This window comes from Celeribacter sp. (genome assembly GCF_048270365.1).
Lineage (GTDB): Bacteria > Pseudomonadota > Alphaproteobacteria > Rhodobacterales > Rhodobacteraceae > Celeribacter.
In genome coordinates this window covers 216,794-235,034 of the sequence record NZ_JBLWTA010000003.1, presented here as the reverse complement: position 1 = coordinate 235,034, position 18,241 = coordinate 216,794, and the positions used below count along the sequence as shown (strand labels likewise).

Annotated in this window: 13 protein-coding genes and 1 pseudogene; 9 read left to right on the top strand and 5 right to left on the bottom strand. The window is 58.3% G+C overall.

Annotated elements, in window-relative coordinates:
* Positions 1 to 85 precede the first annotated feature (85 nt).
* Positions 86 to 1,099 (bottom strand): EAL domain-containing protein, encoded by a 1,014-nt coding sequence (locus ACN0X0_RS05885; protein ID WP_417278392.1) that lies wholly within the window; start codon positions 1,097 to 1,099, stop codon positions 86 to 88.
* 1,408 nt (positions 1,100 to 2,507) lie between these two features.
* Here ACN0X0_RS05885 and ACN0X0_RS05880 point away from each other — a divergent pair.
* From ACN0X0_RS05880 to ACN0X0_RS05870, 3 genes are read left to right on the top strand one after another with little or no spacing between them, the layout of a single operon-like run.
* Positions 2,508 to 5,657 carry a methyl-accepting chemotaxis protein gene (locus ACN0X0_RS05880; protein WP_417278391.1) on the top strand — a complete coding sequence of 1,050 codons (3,150 nt, stop codon included), beginning with the start codon at positions 2,508 to 2,510 and terminating at the stop codon, positions 5,655 to 5,657.
* Positions 5,658 to 5,717: 60 nt separating this feature from the next.
* Positions 5,718 to 6,752, top strand: a complete 1,035-nt coding sequence (locus tag ACN0X0_RS05875) for a protein-glutamate methylesterase/protein-glutamine glutaminase (RefSeq protein WP_417278390.1) — start codon at positions 5,718 to 5,720, stop codon at positions 6,750 to 6,752.
* Complete coding sequence (locus ACN0X0_RS05870; protein WP_226553418.1) at positions 6,749 to 7,282, top strand: chemotaxis protein CheD; 534 nt, start codon at positions 6,749 to 6,751, stop codon at positions 7,280 to 7,282. The genes ACN0X0_RS05875 and ACN0X0_RS05870 overlap by 4 nt, the downstream gene beginning before the upstream one ends.
* A 288-nt stretch (positions 7,283 to 7,570) precedes the next feature.
* Here ACN0X0_RS05870 and ACN0X0_RS05865 read toward each other — a convergent pair whose 3' ends face one another.
* Positions 7,571 to 8,956 carry a dipeptidase gene (locus tag ACN0X0_RS05865; protein WP_417278389.1) on the bottom strand — a complete coding sequence of 462 codons (1,386 nt, stop codon included), beginning with the start codon at positions 8,954 to 8,956 and terminating at the stop codon, positions 7,571 to 7,573.
* A 285-nt stretch (positions 8,957 to 9,241) separates the two neighbouring features.
* Here ACN0X0_RS05865 and hemA point away from each other — a divergent pair, with 285 nt between their 5' ends.
* The 4 genes and pseudogenes from hemA to ispG all read left to right on the top strand — a co-directional run bounded on the left by hemA (position 9,242) and on the right by ispG (position 13,089).
* Positions 9,242 to 10,471 (top strand): 5-aminolevulinate synthase, encoded by a 1,230-nt coding sequence (gene hemA, locus ACN0X0_RS05860; protein ID WP_226553420.1) that lies wholly within the window; start codon positions 9,242 to 9,244, stop codon positions 10,469 to 10,471.
* Between the two features lie 115 nt (positions 10,472 to 10,586).
* A pseudogene (locus tag ACN0X0_RS05855) lies at positions 10,587 to 10,838 on the top strand (helix-turn-helix domain-containing protein); the annotation flags it as partial.
* Positions 10,839 to 10,901: 63 nt separating this feature from the next.
* A complete protein-coding gene (locus ACN0X0_RS05850) occupies positions 10,902 to 11,792 on the top strand; it encodes a DUF4115 domain-containing protein (RefSeq protein WP_417278503.1) in 891 nt (296 codons plus the stop codon).
* A gap of 169 nt (positions 11,793 to 11,961) precedes the next feature.
* The gene (ispG, locus tag ACN0X0_RS05845; protein WP_417278388.1) at positions 11,962 to 13,089 is read left to right on the top strand and encodes a flavodoxin-dependent (E)-4-hydroxy-3-methylbut-2-enyl-diphosphate synthase; all 1,128 of its coding nucleotides are present in this window, start codon (positions 11,962 to 11,964) and stop codon (positions 13,087 to 13,089) included.
* Positions 13,090 to 13,179: 90 nt separating this feature from the next.
* Here ispG and ACN0X0_RS05840 read toward each other — a convergent pair whose 3' ends face one another.
* Positions 13,180 to 13,974 (bottom strand): DsbA family protein, encoded by a 795-nt coding sequence (locus ACN0X0_RS05840; RefSeq protein WP_226553423.1) that lies wholly within the window; start codon positions 13,972 to 13,974, stop codon positions 13,180 to 13,182.
* Positions 13,975 to 14,187: 213 nt separating this feature from the next.
* Here ACN0X0_RS05840 and ACN0X0_RS05835 point away from each other — a divergent pair, with 213 nt between their 5' ends.
* Together ACN0X0_RS05835 and ACN0X0_RS05830 are read left to right on the top strand one after the other, a co-directional pair.
* Positions 14,188 to 15,327, top strand: coding sequence for a pyridoxal phosphate-dependent aminotransferase (locus ACN0X0_RS05835; protein ID WP_417260958.1), 1,140 nt, complete (start codon positions 14,188 to 14,190; stop codon positions 15,325 to 15,327).
* A 93-nt stretch (positions 15,328 to 15,420) separates the two neighbouring features.
* Positions 15,421 to 16,662 (top strand): N-acetylmuramoyl-L-alanine amidase, encoded by a 1,242-nt coding sequence (locus tag ACN0X0_RS05830; protein ID WP_417278387.1) that lies wholly within the window; start codon positions 15,421 to 15,423, stop codon positions 16,660 to 16,662.
* 36 nt (positions 16,663 to 16,698) lie between these two features.
* Here the strand turns inward: ACN0X0_RS05830 and ACN0X0_RS05825 are convergent, their stop codons facing one another.
* Entirely contained in the window at positions 16,699 to 17,370 is a 672-nt protein-coding gene (locus tag ACN0X0_RS05825) for a ZinT family metal-binding protein (protein WP_417278386.1), read from the bottom strand.
* Between the two features lie 162 nt (positions 17,371 to 17,532).
* Entirely contained in the window at positions 17,533 to 18,141 is a 609-nt protein-coding gene (locus ACN0X0_RS05820; protein ID WP_167602928.1) for a class I SAM-dependent methyltransferase, read from the bottom strand.
* Positions 18,142 to 18,241: the final 100 nt, after the last annotated feature.

Here is an 18,241-nt window from a genome sequence, read left to right as displayed (position 1 = left end):
TTCAAATCTCTTATCACCCACCATCCAGTTTCCAAGGGCGTCTCTCCAGAGGCGCCCTTTTTCTATGGTGATCGGGCGACTGGTCTCAGGTGCCGGCTAGCATGACATCCGAAATGCGCTGTGCATACAAACTGTTGGCCTCGGCCACCGGCATGGGGCGGGCGTGTAGAAAACCTTGATGCAAGGTGAGCCCAGGGCTCAACAGCATGTCGCGTTGTGCGGGCGTCTTGACACCTTCGGCGATGATTTCAAATTCCAGCGCCTCGGCCAGATGGATGATCGAGCGCAGAGCCTCGCGCGATCTCCGATCCGTCCCGATCCGGTCGATCAGGGATTTGTCGATCTTCACGATGTCGATCGGCAGATGGGGGAGCCGGTTGAGGTTCGAGGCCTCCTTGCCGAAATCATCCAATGCGATCCGAATGCCATGGCTGCGCAGGATCGCGATCTCCATCATGGCCTGGTCCATATCGATCCGCTCGGTTATCGCATCCTCGCAGATCTCGATGACGATGTCGTGATGATGCACCGTCAGTGCCCCGAAACTGTGCAGTAATTTCAACGCGGCGCCGGGAAATTCCAAGGTTTCCAAACGCGTGTTGAAACTCACGAAGGCGCCGGGGCAGGCGGTCAGGCCAGACAACAAGGCCGCGCACATTTGCTGTGGGACGCTGGCGTATTCTGCGCTCAAGAGGACATTTTGAAGCTGGGGCAGGAACTGGCGCGGCGCCATGATTTGCCCACCGTCCCGTTCCCAACGCATAAAGGCCAATCCCCCGGTGCTGTGCAGCGTCAAAAATCGGCTGCACATATTTCTCGATTTGGTTCTTCTCCAAAGCCTGCACGATGTCTTGGTGGCTTGTGAGTTTGCCCTGAAGATGCAGGTTTTCGGAGAACCGTTCATTGGCCACGACCAGTGTGTTGCGGCCGTTTTCCTTGGCTTCACGCAGAGCCCAATCGGCCCATTTGGCCGCCGTTTCAAGCCGGTCAATTCGTCATGCGCCACCAGATGTTCAAGTTTCTGACGCGCCAAAGAGAACTCGGTGATATCGACAACCATGATGATGTTGAGCCAGCGATCTTCGGTGTGCTCGATCACACTGCGCATCCATCGTGACCAGCATCGCCGGGCTGTTCTCCAAAAGCTCATGGAGCAAGAGCCGGTCCTGGCTGTGTTGATGTTTATAGATGCCCGCCACGGTGATGAGATTGGAGGCCAGAAGCACGAGGACGAGGGTTTCGCTATATGTCTGTGGTGCGCAGTGGCGCATCTGAGGGCCATGCAAGGTGATTGTGAGCAGTCTCGACGCGAGTTCGGACATGACAAAGGCGCTGACTCCCTTCCCAAGCGTGGGCAAAAATGCCGAAGGCCAGGGCATGCCGAGAAGAAGGCGGAACAGGATCAGCGCTATACCTCCCGCGACCAGAATGATTTTTCGGCCATGATCACGGTGCAAAATCAGCAGATAACACCAGATCACAGTGCCGGTTCAAATGACCGGGAAATCAGGGGAGATCTGTGAAAAAAGGCTTTGAAATAAGAGAGTTTATCCAAGGAGAAACAGCCCTGCCAAGAGGCTGTGTTGCTTTAACGTGGCGTGAAATGTCGCTCAATAATGTCGGCGAAGACCCCGCGGGCCCCGCCAGGCGAAGTCGTCCGAGTATCGGCACCAGAGACAAAAGCAAAATGTCATGAGGCTGATCGAAAGTGTGACCCCTCTGGCATCCACCAGAGTGAGGGCTTGACCAATCGGTTTCCCATGGGTTTCGGCCAGCCGCAGAATGATGAAAGCAACGACCAGAGGCGTGCCTTAGGCGAGATATGACGTATTGCGGAGTCGTTCGTTTTCAAGTTCAGGAGCTGTTTCAAAAGATCAATCGCGATCGCGGCCGTGACGATCAACACGATCGGATGAACCCGCCCGAATCTCGGAGGTGGCGCAGGAAAATTTGGCACAAAGGACAGGGTCAAGAGTAGCAAAAGCATCTCCATCAGGGCAATATTCCCCCAGAGAGCTTGCTGTGCTTTGGTCTTCCATCTCATGCATGTCACGCCGTTTTTTGACCGTTTTAATTTGAATGCCTGCCTCTTTTACGTGCCAAATTTTATGTCAGACCGGTTATTTTTTGCGGTCCGTGAAGGCGGAGTCATAGGCTCATGAAAATGCTTAATGTCTTTAAGAATGGTTAACGCCACAGAGAAACGGTTCATAATTCGGGGCAAAATGCGAAAATTTGCGCGTTTTGTCCGACATAACAACATCCATCCGGGGGCGAGCAGGGAAAGAACAACGGCGGGATGGAGGCCCTTGGCACGATTTGCGCAAGGTATGGCTCAAATTTTAGCTATCCGAAGCCTCAACCTGAGACCATTTCGAACCGACTTAAACGAATCTTCATTCCTTGGCGGCATGGATCAATGCGTACTGGGTTTTCACCCGAATGCTGATCATCGCCCGGAGCCGCGTTTCCAGGCCGCGACTTGACCGAGAGGCCAGGAGAGAAAAATGAACTTTTTTAGCAGGATTAAGCTGGCAAAGAAACTGCCCGTGATCATGATCGGTTTGACGATCGTCACCATCGCGATTGCAAACCTTGTTTCTTACCGAAATGCGTCGCAATCATTGCTGGTCGAGGCGGAAGAGGCCTTGATGACTGTCGCTGAAGCGCGGTCGCTTGAGCTTGAGGGCTGGCTTGAAGGTGTAGACATCGATCTGCGCAGTCAGGCGGAAAACCCGACGGTGATTTCTGCTCTTCGTGGTTTTGGCGAAGCCTGGGAGATGATCAACACCGACAAGACCCGCTATCTGAAAAAGTGGTATATCGACGACAATCCCAATGAGTTGGGCAGCAAGCACGATCTCGATTATGCGCTCGATGGCTCAGCTTACAGTCAGGTTCACAAACTCTACCATAGCTATTTCCGCAAACTTGTGGAGGAAAAGGGCTATTACGATGTATTTGTGTTCTCCCTCGAAGGCGATCTGATCTACTCCGTGTTCAAGGAACAGGATTACGCCACCAATTTCCTTGAGGGCGAATATGCCCAAACCGGTCTGGGACAAGTTCTGCGCCACTCTTTGGAAGCCACACAAAGCGGCGAGGTTTCTTTCGCGGACTTCGAAACTTATGCGCCGTCTCACGGAGCGCCCGCCGCCTTTATCGGTGCGCCAGTTTTTGATCGCAGCGGCACGTTGCGCGGCGTGATTGCGTTCCAGATGCCCATCGGCAAAATCGACGCGATCACGACCCGGGGGACAGGACTTGGTCGAACCGGGGATTCCTATCTTGTCGGTCAGGACCTGAAACTGCGCTCTGATCGTATTCACGGCACGGATGATGAGGTGCTGCAGGTCGAAATCACGACTGAATCCGCAAAAAGAGCCATCGCCGGCGAAAGCGGTTTTCTGCGAGAAACGGAGTCCGAAGAGGGCACCGGCCATATGCACGAACACCTCGCAGCCTATTCCCCGATCCATTATCACGGTGCGCAGTGGGGTCTCATTGCAGAGCAGAGCATCGAGGAAATTCTCGAACCTGCGACAGAATTGGCCAACACGATGCTGTGGCAAGGCGCTGTCATGACCGCACTCGTCGCTCTGATTGCGTTCCTGATTGCACGTGCAATCTCTCGCCCGCTGACGCGGGTGGAAGGGGCGATGCGGACGGTTTCCGACGGCAATTATGCTGCGAATGTCCCTGGCACGGAACGCGGGGACGAAATCGGTCAGATTGCGCAAGCTCTGGACGATTTCCGCCATGCTTTGGGACGTGCAGAACAAGCAACACGCGATGGCCTGTTCAAAGGTGCTGCCTTCGAGGGCTCCTCGGCGGCCTTGATGATGATCGACCAGGATTTCAACATCACTTATATGAACTCTGCCGTCTATCACCTCTTGAAAGGTCACGAAAAAGATTTTCGTGAAATGTTTGGCAGCTTCAGTGCAGATGAAATTGTCGGCAAAAATATCGATATCTTCCATCATGATCCGGGACGCATCCGGGCTATTCTGTCCGACACCAGCAAGATGCCGTTCTCGACCGATATGAAAGTGGGCAGCGTGCATTTTGCGCTGGACGTCAATGCAGTGGCGGATCTCGACGGGACTCAAATCGGTTGCGTCATGGAATGGAAAGACGTGACGAGTATTCGCACCAACGAAGCCGTCATTGAGGCATTGGACAGCCATCAGGCTAAGGTTGAATTCGATGTGAACGGTCATTTGCTCAAGGCCAATACCAACTTCTCCAATATGCTCGGTGTGGACAAGGCGGAACTTATCGGCAAGCGGTATGACAAACTCTTTGTTTTCGACCCGCAACTCGCTCAGGAACGCGGCGCAATTTGGGATCGCCTTGGCCGCGGTGAAAGTGTTCTTGGCCGGTTCAAGCTCCTGGACAAAGAAGGCAACACGTCGCTTCTCGAAGGCACGTTTAGCCCCGTCAAAGATGCCTCGGGTCGCCCCTTCCGGATCATTCTGCTTGGCACCGACATCACCGAAAATCAGGCAGCACTCGTTGCCGCTGAGGCTGAGCGAGAACGGATGAAGGCTGCACAGGACCGCGTGGTCGAAGGGCTTCGCGTGGGTCTCAAGAAACTTGCGTCTGGCGATCTCACCTCGCGTCTGGACGTTGCTTTCTCTGACGAATACGAAACCCTCCGTGGGGACTTCAACCAGGCGATCGACAACTTGCTGTCTGCAATGCGCAACGTGGTCGAGAATGCGGATATGATCCGTGGCGAAGCCTCTGAAATCTCCAATGCGGCAGATGATTTGTCCCGCCGCACGGAAAAACAGGCCGCCACGCTTGAGGAAACCGCAACGGCTTTGGATCAATTGACTTCCTCGGTCCGCTCTGCGGCAGATGGGGCCAATCAAGCGTCCGATATGGTGGAAACTGCAAAGGCCAACGCCGAAGCTTCTGGTAAAGTTGTGCAAGAAGCCGTCGAAGCCATGAGCCAGATTGAAACCTCTTCGAACCAGATCTCCAAGATCACTTCTGTCATTGATGACATCGCCTTCCAGACCAATTTGCTGGCTTTGAACGCCGGGGTGGAAGCCGCACGTGCGGGCGAAGCGGGGCGGGGTTTTGCTGTCGTGGCCTCTGAAGTGCGTGCCTTGGCACAGCGTTCTTCGGAGGCGGCTCGTGAGATCAATGATCTGATCTCGAAATCGGGCACTCTGGTGAAGCGGGGCGTGAGTCTGGTTGGGGAAACGGGCGAGGCTCTGCGTGGCATCGTGGGCTCTGTGTCAGAGATTTCTCACAATGTCTCCGAAATTGCCGTGTCGGCGCGTGAGCAGTCCTCGGGCCTCGCCGAGATCAACGCAGCGGTCAATCAGCTGGATCAAGTCACACAGCAAAACGCCGCCATGTTCGAACAGACCACGGCAGCCAGCCACGCCCTGACACGCGAAGCGGAAAACCTGAATGTCACGACCTCAAGGTTCTCGATCGGTGCTGTTCAGTCTGCAAAAGCGCCCGCATCCGTTGCGCCGGTCGATTTCAAAGAGGCGCGCAAAGCACCCGCAGCCGCGCCCAAGGCGCCCATCAAAACCAGTCCTCCCAAACCTGAGCCCCAAGCGCCGGTCAAAAAGGTTGTGAATGCTCCACTGCCTGTTTCGAGTGCAGCTGAAGATGATTGGGAAGATTTCTGAAGTGAGCATGGCAACGCGACCAAGACTTCGGAAGGGAATTTTTAGGAAAGGGAGCTCGGTGTGAACCCGTTACGTGTTTTGATTGTTGACGACTCCGCCACGATGCGACGACTTATCCGGTCCATTCTCGATGCCGATCGCCGTCTGGAAGTGGTGGCCGAAGCTGGCACCGCACGCGAAGCCCGCGATGCTGTGAATACCCATCGTCCGGATGTGATGACGCTCGATGTGGAAATGCCCAATATGAGCGGTCTGGAATTTCTGAAAAGGCTCATGAAACATCGTCCGATGCCTGTGGTGATGGTGTCGACACTGACCCAAAAAGGAAGTGATGTGGCGGTCGAGGCCATGGCGCTTGGTGCCGTGGATTGTGTCGAAAAACCAAAACTGGGCGGCGGAACCGACAATTTCGCCAAATTGGCCGATACGGTTGCTTTGGCGGCGCGCGCGCGCGTCACTGTCGCCCGCCCCGTGCGAAGCAGCGTTGCCCCGCAACAGAACAGAAGGTTCCGCCGTATTTGTTTGATCGGGGGGTCGACAGGAGCCGTGGATGCGATCGAACGCATATTGCAGAGCTTTCCGGCCGATTGCCCGCCCACTTTGATCACACAGCATATGCCGGAACCTTTCCTGGTCAGCTTCGCGGCCCGTCTGGATCCCTTGGTGCAGCCGAAAGTGTGTCTGGCTCAAGACGGTGCGGTTTTGCGCCCGGGTCTTGTGATGATCGCACCTGGAGGGGAGTATCATCTCAACGTGACGGGCAAAACCGAGCTCAGGGCCAAGTTGCACAAAGGGCCTCTCGTCTCCGGGCATCGCCCCTCAGTGGATTCGATGTTTCTCTCCGCCGTGGAGCATGCTCCCAAGATTGTGGCCGGAATTTTGACCGGGATGGGCGGCGACGGCGCGGCTGGCATGAAGGCCCTCCGGGATGCCGGTGCGAAAACACTGGGTCAGAGTCAACAAACCTGCGTTGTTTTCGGCATGCCGCGTGTGGCTGCCGAGATGGGCGGAGTCGAGCAATGGGCGGATTTGGATAAGGTCGGCGAAGAGTTGCTGCGCCTCTGTGAAGCTCCTGTACAAATGAGGGTCACATGACAGCCATGCTTCAACAACGCAGCGGCGGACTGCGCACCTATATCGCTCAGGGAGAATATGCGATTGCCAATGTGGAAGAGGCCGTGATCTCGACCATCCTCGGGTCATGTGTGGCAACTTGCCTTTGGGATCCCGTGGCGAAAATTGGTGGTATGAACCATTTCCTCTTGCCGGAGGGGCCGCCATCTCGAAGCGATGTGAGTTCTTTCGGGGCCAATGCTATGGAGCTTTTGATCAATGCGCTCATTCGATCGGGAGCCGTTCGGGAACGTTTGCGGGCCAAAGTTTTTGGCGGTGCGGAAATGTACAAAGGGCTGACCAACGCCGGCAATCAAAACGGTTTGTTCGTGCTGTCCTATCTCGAGCGCGAGAATATTCCTTGCGATGGTCAAAGTCTTGGCGGCGGTCAGGCGCGGCGGGTTGAGTTTTTTCCGGCGCAAGGCAAAGCGCGTCAGAAACTTGTGGAGGATCCGCATATCGTTGAAAAACGGCCGGTTCCGGAAAAGACCAGCGATCTCGAGCTGTTTTAGTCCGTTGTGATCATTCCGGCGTGCGATCCTGCGGCAGGCTCTGGGCTTTTTCCAAAGTGCCATTCAGGGTTGGCAAAGCGGTAGGCATATGCGGCCGAAGTCATACCAACCTTTGGCGCCTCTCTCGTTTCGATGCGGGCGCCTCTGAGGGTTAAATCTCTGGATGAAATCCAGTGGTCTCACCTGGTGGAAAAAGAAAGGCACTCAGTGATTTGATCAGTCGAAAAGGTCTCATGAAAAGCCCCGTGCGAGACCGCACGGGGCATCAAAATTCTGAAAAATCGGAACTCAGGTTTTAGAGACCGCATCCAAAATGCGGGCCCAGGAGCGGATGCCTTTGTGGAAATTCTTGAGGCCGTATTTCTCATTGGGCGAATGAATGCGGTCATCGTCCTCGGCATAACCGACCAGCATGGAATCCAGCCCCAAGATGGTGGTGAAGAACCCGGCAATCGGGATCGAGCCGCCCATGCCGGCAAACACCGCCTCACGGTCCCATTCGGCAGAGAGCGCCTGACGCGCGGCTTCGAATTCCGGGCGCGCGGTGTTCATCACGGCGGCGGGGGAGCCGTCCAGGTCCTGGTTCCAGGTGACTTTCGCATCCACCGGCAGACGGCTTTCGACATGGGAGCGCAGGTTTTCGCGGATCGCATCTGGGTCTTGCGTGCCGACCAGACGACAGGTGATTTTGCAATGCGCCTCCGACGGGATCACGGTTTTCGTGCCCGGTCCCTGATAGCCGCCCCACATGCCGTTGATCTCCAAGGTCGGGCGGGACCATTGCTGTTCCAGGGTGGAATAGCCCGCTTCGCCGTGGGACTCCGTCATGCCGACGCCGGACAGATAGTCCTCCTCGTCAAAGCCGCAGCCCTTCCATTGGTCGAGGATGTCGGCAGGCACGTCTTGGACACCGTCGTAAAAATCCTTGACCGTGACGCGGCCTTGATCGTCGTGAAAACTCGCGACAATTTTAGAGATTTCGCGCAAGGGATTAAGCGCCGGGCCCCCGTAATGACCGGAGTGCAGGTCCATCACCGGGCCTGTCAGGGTAAACTCATCCTTCAACATGCCGCGCAGTTGCGAACAGATCGACGGCACGCCGGGCGCCACCATGGAGGTGTCGCAGATCAGCGCCAGATCGGCGGAGAGCTTGTCCTTATTGGCCTCCATGAAGGGGATGAGCGAGGGCGAGCCGCTTTCCTCTTCGCCCTCGAAGAAGAACGTGATGGTGCAGGGCAGGGTGCCATGCTCGGCAATCCAGGCGCGACAGGCCTCGACAAAGGTCATGAGCTGGCCCTTGTCGTCGGAGGCGCCGCGGCCACGGATCACCTTGCCGGTCTCGCGCTCTTCAATGAAAGGCGCAAAAGGGTCGTGATCCCACAGCGACAGCGGATCGACCGGCTGCACATCGTAATGCCCGTAGAACAACAGATGCGGACTGCCGGTGCCGATCTTGCCATAGACCATTGGATGCCCAGGCGTTTCGCAAAGCTCGGCCTCGGCGCCCAGAGATTTGAGATCCTCCACAAGCCACTCGGCGGCCTTGAGACAATCGGCCTTATGCGCCGGGTCGGTGGAGATCGACGGAATGCGCAGCAAATCCATCAAACGGTCGAGTGTGGCGTCAAGGTCGGAATCGATGCGGGACAGCACCGGGTCGAGGCGGGAGTTCATTATAGGAAACCTTTGATCGTAGAGGGATGTTTTGTCGCAGCTTACGCCGATCACATCTGGTGTCCAGAGCCTGTTGGCGGGTTGACATAGATCATACTGAAAGGGTTTTTAGTCATTCTAAAAGGGCAGGGCATAATGCTCGCGATCACAGATGTGGTCACCCCCGGGCTCTTGCGAAAGGTGGTCTAGCCAAAAGGTATTATCTTGCGAATTGTGAATATGAGTCGCAATTTTCGTTTGATGCCGCTAAAACAGGCAGACCTGAGACGCGCGAAAGGACAAAAAGTGGACTACACGGCGAAGCTTGACGAGGCGATCCAACGTTTGCATGACGAAGGCCGCTACCGCACCTTCATCGACATCGAGCGTAAGCGCGGGCAATTTCCCCACGCCACATGGACGCGCCCGGACGGCACAGAGCAACCCGTGACGGTCTGGTGTGGCAACGATTATCTCGGCATGGGGCAGAACCCGGTTGTTCTGGCTGCCATGAAAGAGGCTGTCGATGCTACGGGGGCCGGTTCGGGCGGGACGCGCAACATCTCAGGCACGACCGTGTACCACAAACGTCTCGAAGCGGAGCTGGCCGATCTGCACGGCAAAGAAGGCGCGCTGGTGTTCTCCTCGGCCTATATCGCCAATGACGCCACGCTTTCGACCCTGCCGACGCTGTTTCCGGGGCTGATCATCTACTCCGACGAGTTGAATCACGCCTCCATGATCGAAGGCATCCGTCGCAATGGCGGCTCCAAACGCATCTTCCGCCACAACGATCTCGATCACCTGCGCGAGCTTTTGGCCGCCGACGATCCTGAGGCGCCAAAGCTGATCGCCTTTGAATCCGTCTATTCGATGGACGGCGATTTCGGCCCGATCAAGGAATTGTGTGACCTTGCCGAGGAATTCAACGCGCTGACCTATCTCGACGAGGTGCACGCGGTCGGCATGTACGGCCCGCGCGGCGGCGGTGTGGCAGAGCGTGACGGTTTGATGGGCCGGATCGACATCATCAACGGCACTTTGGGCAAAGCCTTCGGCGTGTTCGGCGGCTATATCGCAGCAAGCGCGAAAATGTGTGACGCCGTGCGCTCTTATGCGCCGGGCTTCATCTTTACGACCTCGATTCCGCCGGCGGTGGCCGCGGGCGCTGCGGCCTCCATCGCTTTCCTGAAAGGCGAGGGCGGTGTGACGTTGCGCGAACAGCATCAGACTCAGGCGAAAATCCTCAAAACCCGGCTCAAAGGTCTCGGCCTGCCGATCACCGACAACGGCTCGCACATCGTGCCGCTGATCGTGGGCGATCCGAAACACACGAAATTGATGTCGGACATGATGCTGGAGCACTATGGTATCTACGTGCAGCCGGTGAATTTCCCGACCGTGCCACGTGGCACCGAGCGTTTGCGGTTTACACCGTCGCCGGTGCACGGGCCCAATGAAATGGACCACCTGATCAAGGCGCTGGACGCGCTCTGGAGCCATTGTGCGCTGAATCGTGCCGAAATGGCCGGATGACGCGCATAACCCCTGTGCGCCCGGTTTGAGCATGTGGTAACACTGTTTCCAAGAGCTTAAGACGAATCGTCTATAAGCTCATGGGGACAGGACCAACTTAGGGCGGCACACAGGCATGATCAGGCGGTGGAGCAAACCACCCGTCGAGGAACAGGAACAACCTCGCGGGTTTGATGACTTTGAGTTGCGGCTCGGAGATGTCATGCGTGGTGAACGTGCGACCATCGGCAAATCCCTTTTGGATGTCCAGCGCGAGCTGAAGATCAAGGCGACCTACATCGCCGCGATCGAGAATGCCGATCCTGCCGTGTTCGAAACCCAAGGTTTTATCGCCGGTTATGTGCGCTCCTATGCGCGCTACCTCGATCTCGATCCCGATTGGGCGTTTTCGCGCTTTTGTCAGGAAAGCGGCTTTGCCGTGGCTCACGGCATGTCGCCGCAGGCCTCGACCAAACGCAGCCCCGCGACCGCGCAAAAACAATCGCCCGTCAAAGACCCCTTTGCCGATCCAAACGCCACTTTTGTGCCGCGCGGCCAAGGTTTTATGACTCGCATCGAACCCGGTGCTCTGGGCTCGACGGCGGTGCTTCTCGCGCTTTTGGGCGTGATCGGCTATGGCGGCTGGTCGGTGCTGCAAGAGGTGCAAAAGGTCAAACTGGCGCCGATCGATCAGGCCCCTGGCATGATCTCCGAAGTGTCGCCGCTTGAGAGCGAGACCACCACGATGGCCGCCTTGGACGAGAGCGTCGGCCTTGCCACGCCCTCCGCCGAAGCTCTGGACCGTCTCTATCGCCCGCAGGCCCTCGATGTGCCTGTACTCGTGCCGCGCGATGGTCCGATTGCGACCCTCGATCCGCGCACGGTCGGCGCCTTGACGGCGGAAAGCCAGGCCGAGGATCGCGAAGATATTCTCAACGATATGTCCAACCTGATCGCCCAGGCTGCACTCTCCGAGGATGGCGACTCGCCTATTCAGGTGACCGCAGAGGGCGCGCCGGAACTGGCCGTCGTCGCCGTGCTGCCGTCCTGGGTCCGGGTGCAGGCCGCCGATGGCTCCGTTTTGTTCGAGAAAATTCTCGACGCGGGCGAACGCTATATCGTGCCCGCGATGGACAAGGCCCCCGTGCTGCGCACCGGCAATGCGGGCGGCGTGTATTTCGCCGTGAACGGTCAGGCCTATGGTCCGGTCGGGTCTTCCGGCTCTGTGGTGAAAAACGTGGCGCTGTCCGTGGCCGATGTCTCTGACGTCTTCGCGCCGGTTGATCTGGCCGCGAACACCTCGGTGGCGGAATTGTTCCGCGTGGCGCAAAACACCGAATAATTCGGTTGAGAAGATCGAGCGTGATCTTGTCACAGGCTTCTTTTGGCGCAAGCGGGCCTCTTTTGGCGCACGCGGGCTTCGTTTGACGCAAGCGGGGTCTGACCGCTTGCCCCGCGCGCACCATAGGCCTATCTAGGGCAGGACCGCGTATCGCACCAAAGAGGCTCCCATGTCCCACAATCCCATCCGTCCCTGGCGCAACATCGACCGTCGTGTGAGCCGCAAGATTTGGGTCGGGAATGTGCCCGTGGGCGGCGACGCACCCATCTCCGTCCAAACCATGACCAACACGCTGACCCATGACGTCAAGGCGACGCTGGATCAGATCATCCGCGCCGCCGAAGCCGGCGCCGACATCGTGCGGGTCTCCGTGCCGGATAAGGAAAGCTCTGCGGCCCTAAAAGAAATCTGCCGTGAAAGCCCGGTGCCGATCGTCGCCGACATCCATTTCCACTACATGCGCGGCATCGAGGCGGCAGAGGCGGGCGCCGCCTGCCTGCGCATCAACCCCGGCAACATCGGCGATGAGACGCGGGTCAAAGAGGTGCTCAAGGCGGCGCGCGATCACAATTGTTCGATCCGCATCGGCGTGAATGCGGGGTCTTTGGAAAAGCACCTCTTGGAGAAATACGGCGAACCGTGCCCCGACGCGATGGTCGAGAGCGGCATGGATCATATCAAGATCTTAGAGGAAAACGACTTCCACAATTTCAAAATCTCGGTGAAGGCCTCTGACGTCTTCATGGCCTCCGCCGCCTATCAGCAACTGGCCGAAGCTACCGACGCCCCCATTCACCTCGGCATCACCGAGGCGGGCGGGCTGATGTCCGGCACGATCAAATCCGCCATCGGCATGGGGCAGTTGTTGTGGATGGGCATCGGCGATACGCTGCGCGTGTCTTTGTCGGCTGATCCGGTCGAAGAGGTCAAGGTTGGCTATGAAATCCTCAAATCTTTGGGCCTGCGCCACCGTGGTGTGAATATCATTTCCTGCCCGTCCTGTGCGCGTCAGGGCTTTGACGTGATCAAAACTGTGGAGGAATTGGAGAAACGTCTTGAGCATATCAAGACGCCGATGAGCCTTTCCATTATTGGCTGCGTGGTGAACGGACCGGGCGAGGCCTTGATGACCGATGTCGGCTGGACCGGCGGCGGCGCAGGTCACGGCATGGTCTATCTGGGCGGCAAACAGGACCATAAAATGTCAAACGACCACATGGTCGAGCACATTGTCGAACAGGTCGAAAAGAAAGCCGCCGAGATCGAGGCCGCCGCCGCTCAGGATGCTGCGGAATAAAAGCTTCGCACTTTTCGTTTCCTTGGTGCTCCAAATACTCAAAACCCCGCCCAAAAGGCGGGGTTTGTTGTTTCAGACCTTCAAATGGCCTCAGCGGTTCGCGCGCACCTCGGCGACGATCTCCACCATGCCGTCATAGGGCACATAGCCGCGCAGCATCTGGTCGCCCAAGATGAACCCCGGCGTTCCGGAGATTTGCAATTCCTGCGCCAGCTGATGGTTCAGCGCCAGAATGGCGGTGACCTCATCGCTTTCCATCTCCGCGACCACCGCATCGGCGTCAATCTCAAGATCCTTGGCCAGACGCCGCAGCATGCCTTCGGAGACGTCGCCACGGGCCTGCATCAATTCGTCGTGCAGTTTGAGATAGGCCTCATTGCCCGCCACAATTTTCGTCGCCACGGCAAAGCGAGACGCCAGAACGGAGGCCTCGCCCAGAATGGGGAATTCCTTGACGATCAGTTTGATATTGCCGTCTTTTTCCAGCAAAGCCTGCACGTCCGGATAGGCTTTTTTGCAATAGCCACAGCGGTAATCGGAGAACTCGACCAACACGATATCGCCGTCCGGGTTGCCGTAAACCGCGTCGTTTTCGTCGTTGTAGATCACTTCGGAATAGGCCGCGATCAGATCGGCGTCATTGGCGACCTGCGCCTCGCTTTGTTGCTGCTGGTAGACCTCATAGGCCTCTTCCATGATCATCTCGGGGTTTTCCATGATGAACGCCCGGACCTCGGCGCGAAATGCCTCACGTTCGGCGTCTGACATGTTGGTGATGTCAAAGGCCTGCGCGGCCAGCGTGGTGGTCGCGGTCAAAAGGGCTGCGGTGCCGATACGCGTGCCGGATCGGATTAGGGGGCGCGCGAGGGCTTTGGCAAAATTCATCGGGTGTCTCTCCGTCTCAAACCTGTTCCGTCGCATGTATCACATCTTCGTGCCGGGGCCACCCAACAGTTGCGTGACCCAAGGCCGCATCCCCCGGCGTGGCGTGGTGACGCACAGGTTCTATGCACAGGCCATATACAGCCACTTCACTGCATTGCATTTCCCCCGTCTCGCTGGCATGGGAGGGCAGACTTTCAGGACAGGAGCCTCCCCATGAAAACCTCGAAACGATCCGTGGTCGATCCCTTCATCGTGATGGATGTCATGGAGGCGGCGCGGGCGGCCGAGGAGGCGGGGCGGCACATTATCCATATGGAAGTCGGCCAGCCCTCGACCGGCGCGCCCGCCAAGGCCCGCGCGCGGGTGGAGCAGGCGATGGAGGCCGATCCTTTGGGCTATACGGTCGCGCTTGGCCTGCCGGAGCTGCGCAAAGGCATCGCGGCGCTTTATAAGGATTGGTACGGCGTCGATCTCGACTGGCACCGCGTGGTGATCACGCCGGGCTCTTCGGGCGCTTTCATCCTCGCCTTCACCGCGCTCTTCGATGCGGGCGCCAAAGTGGGCATGGGCGAGCCGGGCTACCCGTCTTATCGCCAAATTCTGAGCGGCTTGGATATCACCCCCGTGGGACTGCCGACCAAGATGGAAAACCGCCTGCAACCGGTGCCCTCCGACATTCCCGATGGGCTGGATGGCTTGATCGTGGCCTCCCCCGGCAACCCCTCCGGCACAATGTTGGACCATGAGGCCATGGGCGCGCTGATCAAGACCTGTCAGGACAAGGGCATCGCCTATATCTCCGACGAGATTTACCACGGCATTCAATATGAAGGCCGGGCGGTGACCGCGTTGGAGCTGTCGGACGATGTTTATGTCATCAATTCGTTCTCGAAATTCTTCTCCATGACCGGTTGGCGCATCGGCTGGATGGTGGTGCCCGAAGATCATGTCCGGGTGATCGAACGCATCGCGCAGAACTTTTTCCTCTGCCCGCCGCACGCATCGCAGGTGGCGGCTTTGGGCGCATTGGAGGCCCGGCAGGAGTGCCAGGAAATGGTCGATGTCTATGCCGAGAACCGTCGGTTGATGCTCGAAGAACTGCCCAAAATCGGCTTTGACAAAATCGCGCCGCCGGACGGGGCGTTTTACATCTACGCCGATGTTTCCGAGCACACCGACGATAGCAAGGCGTTTTGCGATGAAATCCTCGCCGAAGCGGGCGTCGCCGTGACGCCGGGGCTGGATTTCGATCCGGTGCGCGGCGCGCAGACGCTTCGGTTTTCCTACGCGCGCTCGACCGAGGACATTCGCGAAGGTCTGGCGCGGCTCAAGGCGTTTATGGCCAATCGGTAACGTATCGCTTCACGCTTTGGTCAAACCGGCGATCCGTCATAGGCAAAGCGAAGCGGGCAGGGTAGGTATCGGTGAAATGTTTTTGAGGATGTCATGGTCAAGCTTTTCAAACCGCTGGTTTTCGCCACTCTTCTGGGCCTGTCTGCGAGCTTGCTTATGGGCGGTTCCGCCTCGGCGCAGAGCGGTCTGACGGCGCTTGCGCGTGCCGACAGCGGGGCGTCGGCGCTCGTGGATCAGGGGGAGCGCGTCGAGATGATGCTGCGCCTGAGCCAGCCGGTGCCGTTTCGCATTTTCACCCTCGACGAGCCGCGCCGCATGGTCATCGATTTCGCCGAGGTCGATTGGACCGGCTTTGACACCGAGCAATTTGATACTGCCGAGGGCATCACTGGCCTGCGGGTGGGCGGGTTCGTTCCGGGCTGGTCGCGGATGGTTCTGGATTTGGCCGGACCTTTCCGTCTGGTCCACGCCCAGATGTCGCGCGATGACAAAGGGGCGGTCTTGACGTTGACGCTCGATCCCACGGCCTCTGACGAATTTGCTTTGGGTGCTGGAACGCCGCCGGACGCGCAGCTTGTGCGCCCCTCCACGGACGACGCGCCCAAAGCCGCGCCCGCGCGCAAATTGGGCGAGGGGCCGCTGCGCGTGGTGCTCGATCCCGGTCATGGCGGTATCGATCCGGGGGCGGAACGGGACGGGGTGGTGGAAAAAGAGCTGACCCTGACATTCGCCCGCGAATTGCAGGATGTGCTCAATCGTGCGGGCGGGTTCGAGGTCACTCTGACCCGCGCCGAAGACCTCTTTGTGCCGCTGGAAACCCGTTTGACGCTGGCGCGGGAGGCAGGGGCCGATGTGTTCCTGTCGATCCACGCCGACGCGATTGCCGAGGGCCGGGCCGAAGGCGCGACGATCTACACTTTGGCGGCACGGGCCTCGGACGCGGCGTCGCAAAAGCTCGCGGAACGCCACGATCGTTCGGATTTGCTGTCTGGTGTGGATTTGACCGGGCAGGATGACGTGATCGCCACCGTACTCATGGATATGGCGCGCACGGAAACCACGCCGCGCACGGAGCGTCTGGCGGATGCCCTGGTGGAACAGCTCGACGAGAGCGTCGGCATGCACAAACGTCCGCGTCTGGAGGCCGGGTTTTCGGTCCTCAAAGCGCCCGACATGCCCTCTGTCCTGATCGAATTGGGCTTCCTGTCCTCGGCCAAGGACCGTGCAAAGTTGGTCGATCCGGCCTGGCGGACCAAAGCCGCCTGGGCGATCCGCGATGCCTTGTCGGCCTGGGAAGACGAAGAAATCTCGCTTCGGGATAAGCTCAGAAAGTGAGGGCGGCCAACTTCGCTGGCCGCCCCCAAAAAGCGCTTAATGCGCCATCATATCCGCGGCGATCTGATCTGCCGTCAGATCGACCGGGAAATAGGTCGGCCAGTTGGTCAGCTCTTCGAGCACGGCGGCGCGGTCATTGCCCCAGTAGAGGTGGTAGTGATCGGCTTTCGACGGGAAGATGCGGTGGTCGCTGAACTGGATGAACTGCGGCGCCGCGTCGTCGCCTGAGACCTTTTCAAACACAAAGCGCACACCACGGTTGCCTCGCGCGTAGGTCAGAACCTCATAGCCATCGTCTTCGTACACACCGGAGATTGCGCCGTCAGGCTGATGGAAGGTGACGGTGTCGCCCGTGATCTCGATCCGGTCGACGTCGGTCGCATAGCCGGTGGCGTAATAGGCGGTATAGGCCGCGGCGGATTTGTCGCCATGTTCGGCCTTATGTTCCATCACCGCGTCGAGTTTGCCGTCGTTCAACAGCGGGTAGACGGATTGCCAGTCGCCGGCCCAATCGGAGAGCGGGCGCGGGGCGATTTGGCTGTCTTCGAAGTAGCCTTCGTAGATAGGGTTGTCATGATCGTGGTCATGATCATGTGCGTGCTCTTCGGCGTGATCGTGGTCGTGATCATGAGACTCGGCTTGCGCCTGTGCGGTGAAGCTCAGCGTGGCGGCGAGGAGGGTCGCGAGGGCGAGAGATGTTTTTTGCATCCGGGTCTTTCCTTGTTGTTCCGTCCTGTGGATCTGTGATCCTCACATGGATACGTTATGAAATAACATAACAAAACGGACTTAGAAAAATGACGCCGAATTGGCAAGCATGAAAATTTTCGAAAACGCATCGCCTCCGGGATCACCTCAGGGGAGGTCAGTTCAACCGCTCTTGCGCGCCAACCACACGGAATGCCCGGTGCAACCGGGGTCCTCAGGCGTAAACGCGATCACTTCCATGCCCTCATTTGCCATCAACTGGCGGTATTCTTCGGGCGAAAGCGAGGCGTGGTAGACGGTCTCATGTTCGACATTGCCGATGGCTTCGCCCGCGTCAGGGCCGGAGGTGAAGAGCAACACGCCACGCGGGGCGAGGTGTTTGGCGAAGGTCGCAAACATCGCCCGCTGGTCCTCGGCGGTGAGGTGAAAAAAGCTGTCCCATGCGACCACGGCATCGAAGGTCTCGCCCAGATCAAGCCCCCGCATGTCGGCGCGAATGGCGCGCGCGCGTGGCAGGTTTTGTTGAAACAGCGCGACCATGGCGGCGGCACCATCGACGCCCGTCACCTCGCAACGCCGGTCATAGAGGTACTGCGCAATCGGCCGACCCGAGCCGCAGCCCAGATCAAGCACATGGCGTTTGCCTTCGGTCTGGGGCGTATAGCCCAGCATCCGGTCAAGCCAGGGGCGCTCGAACAGGGTCTTTGACCGCGCGATGTCGAAAGCGCGGGCCTGACGTTCATAGGTCGGAAGGATGTCTTCTGGTCTCATGCCTCGCAGATAGGCGGGACGCGCACATAGGGCAAGCGGCTCTGTTCACATCCACCTCACGAGTGGCGCCTTTCTGCTCACATTTGCGCGCGATCCGGCC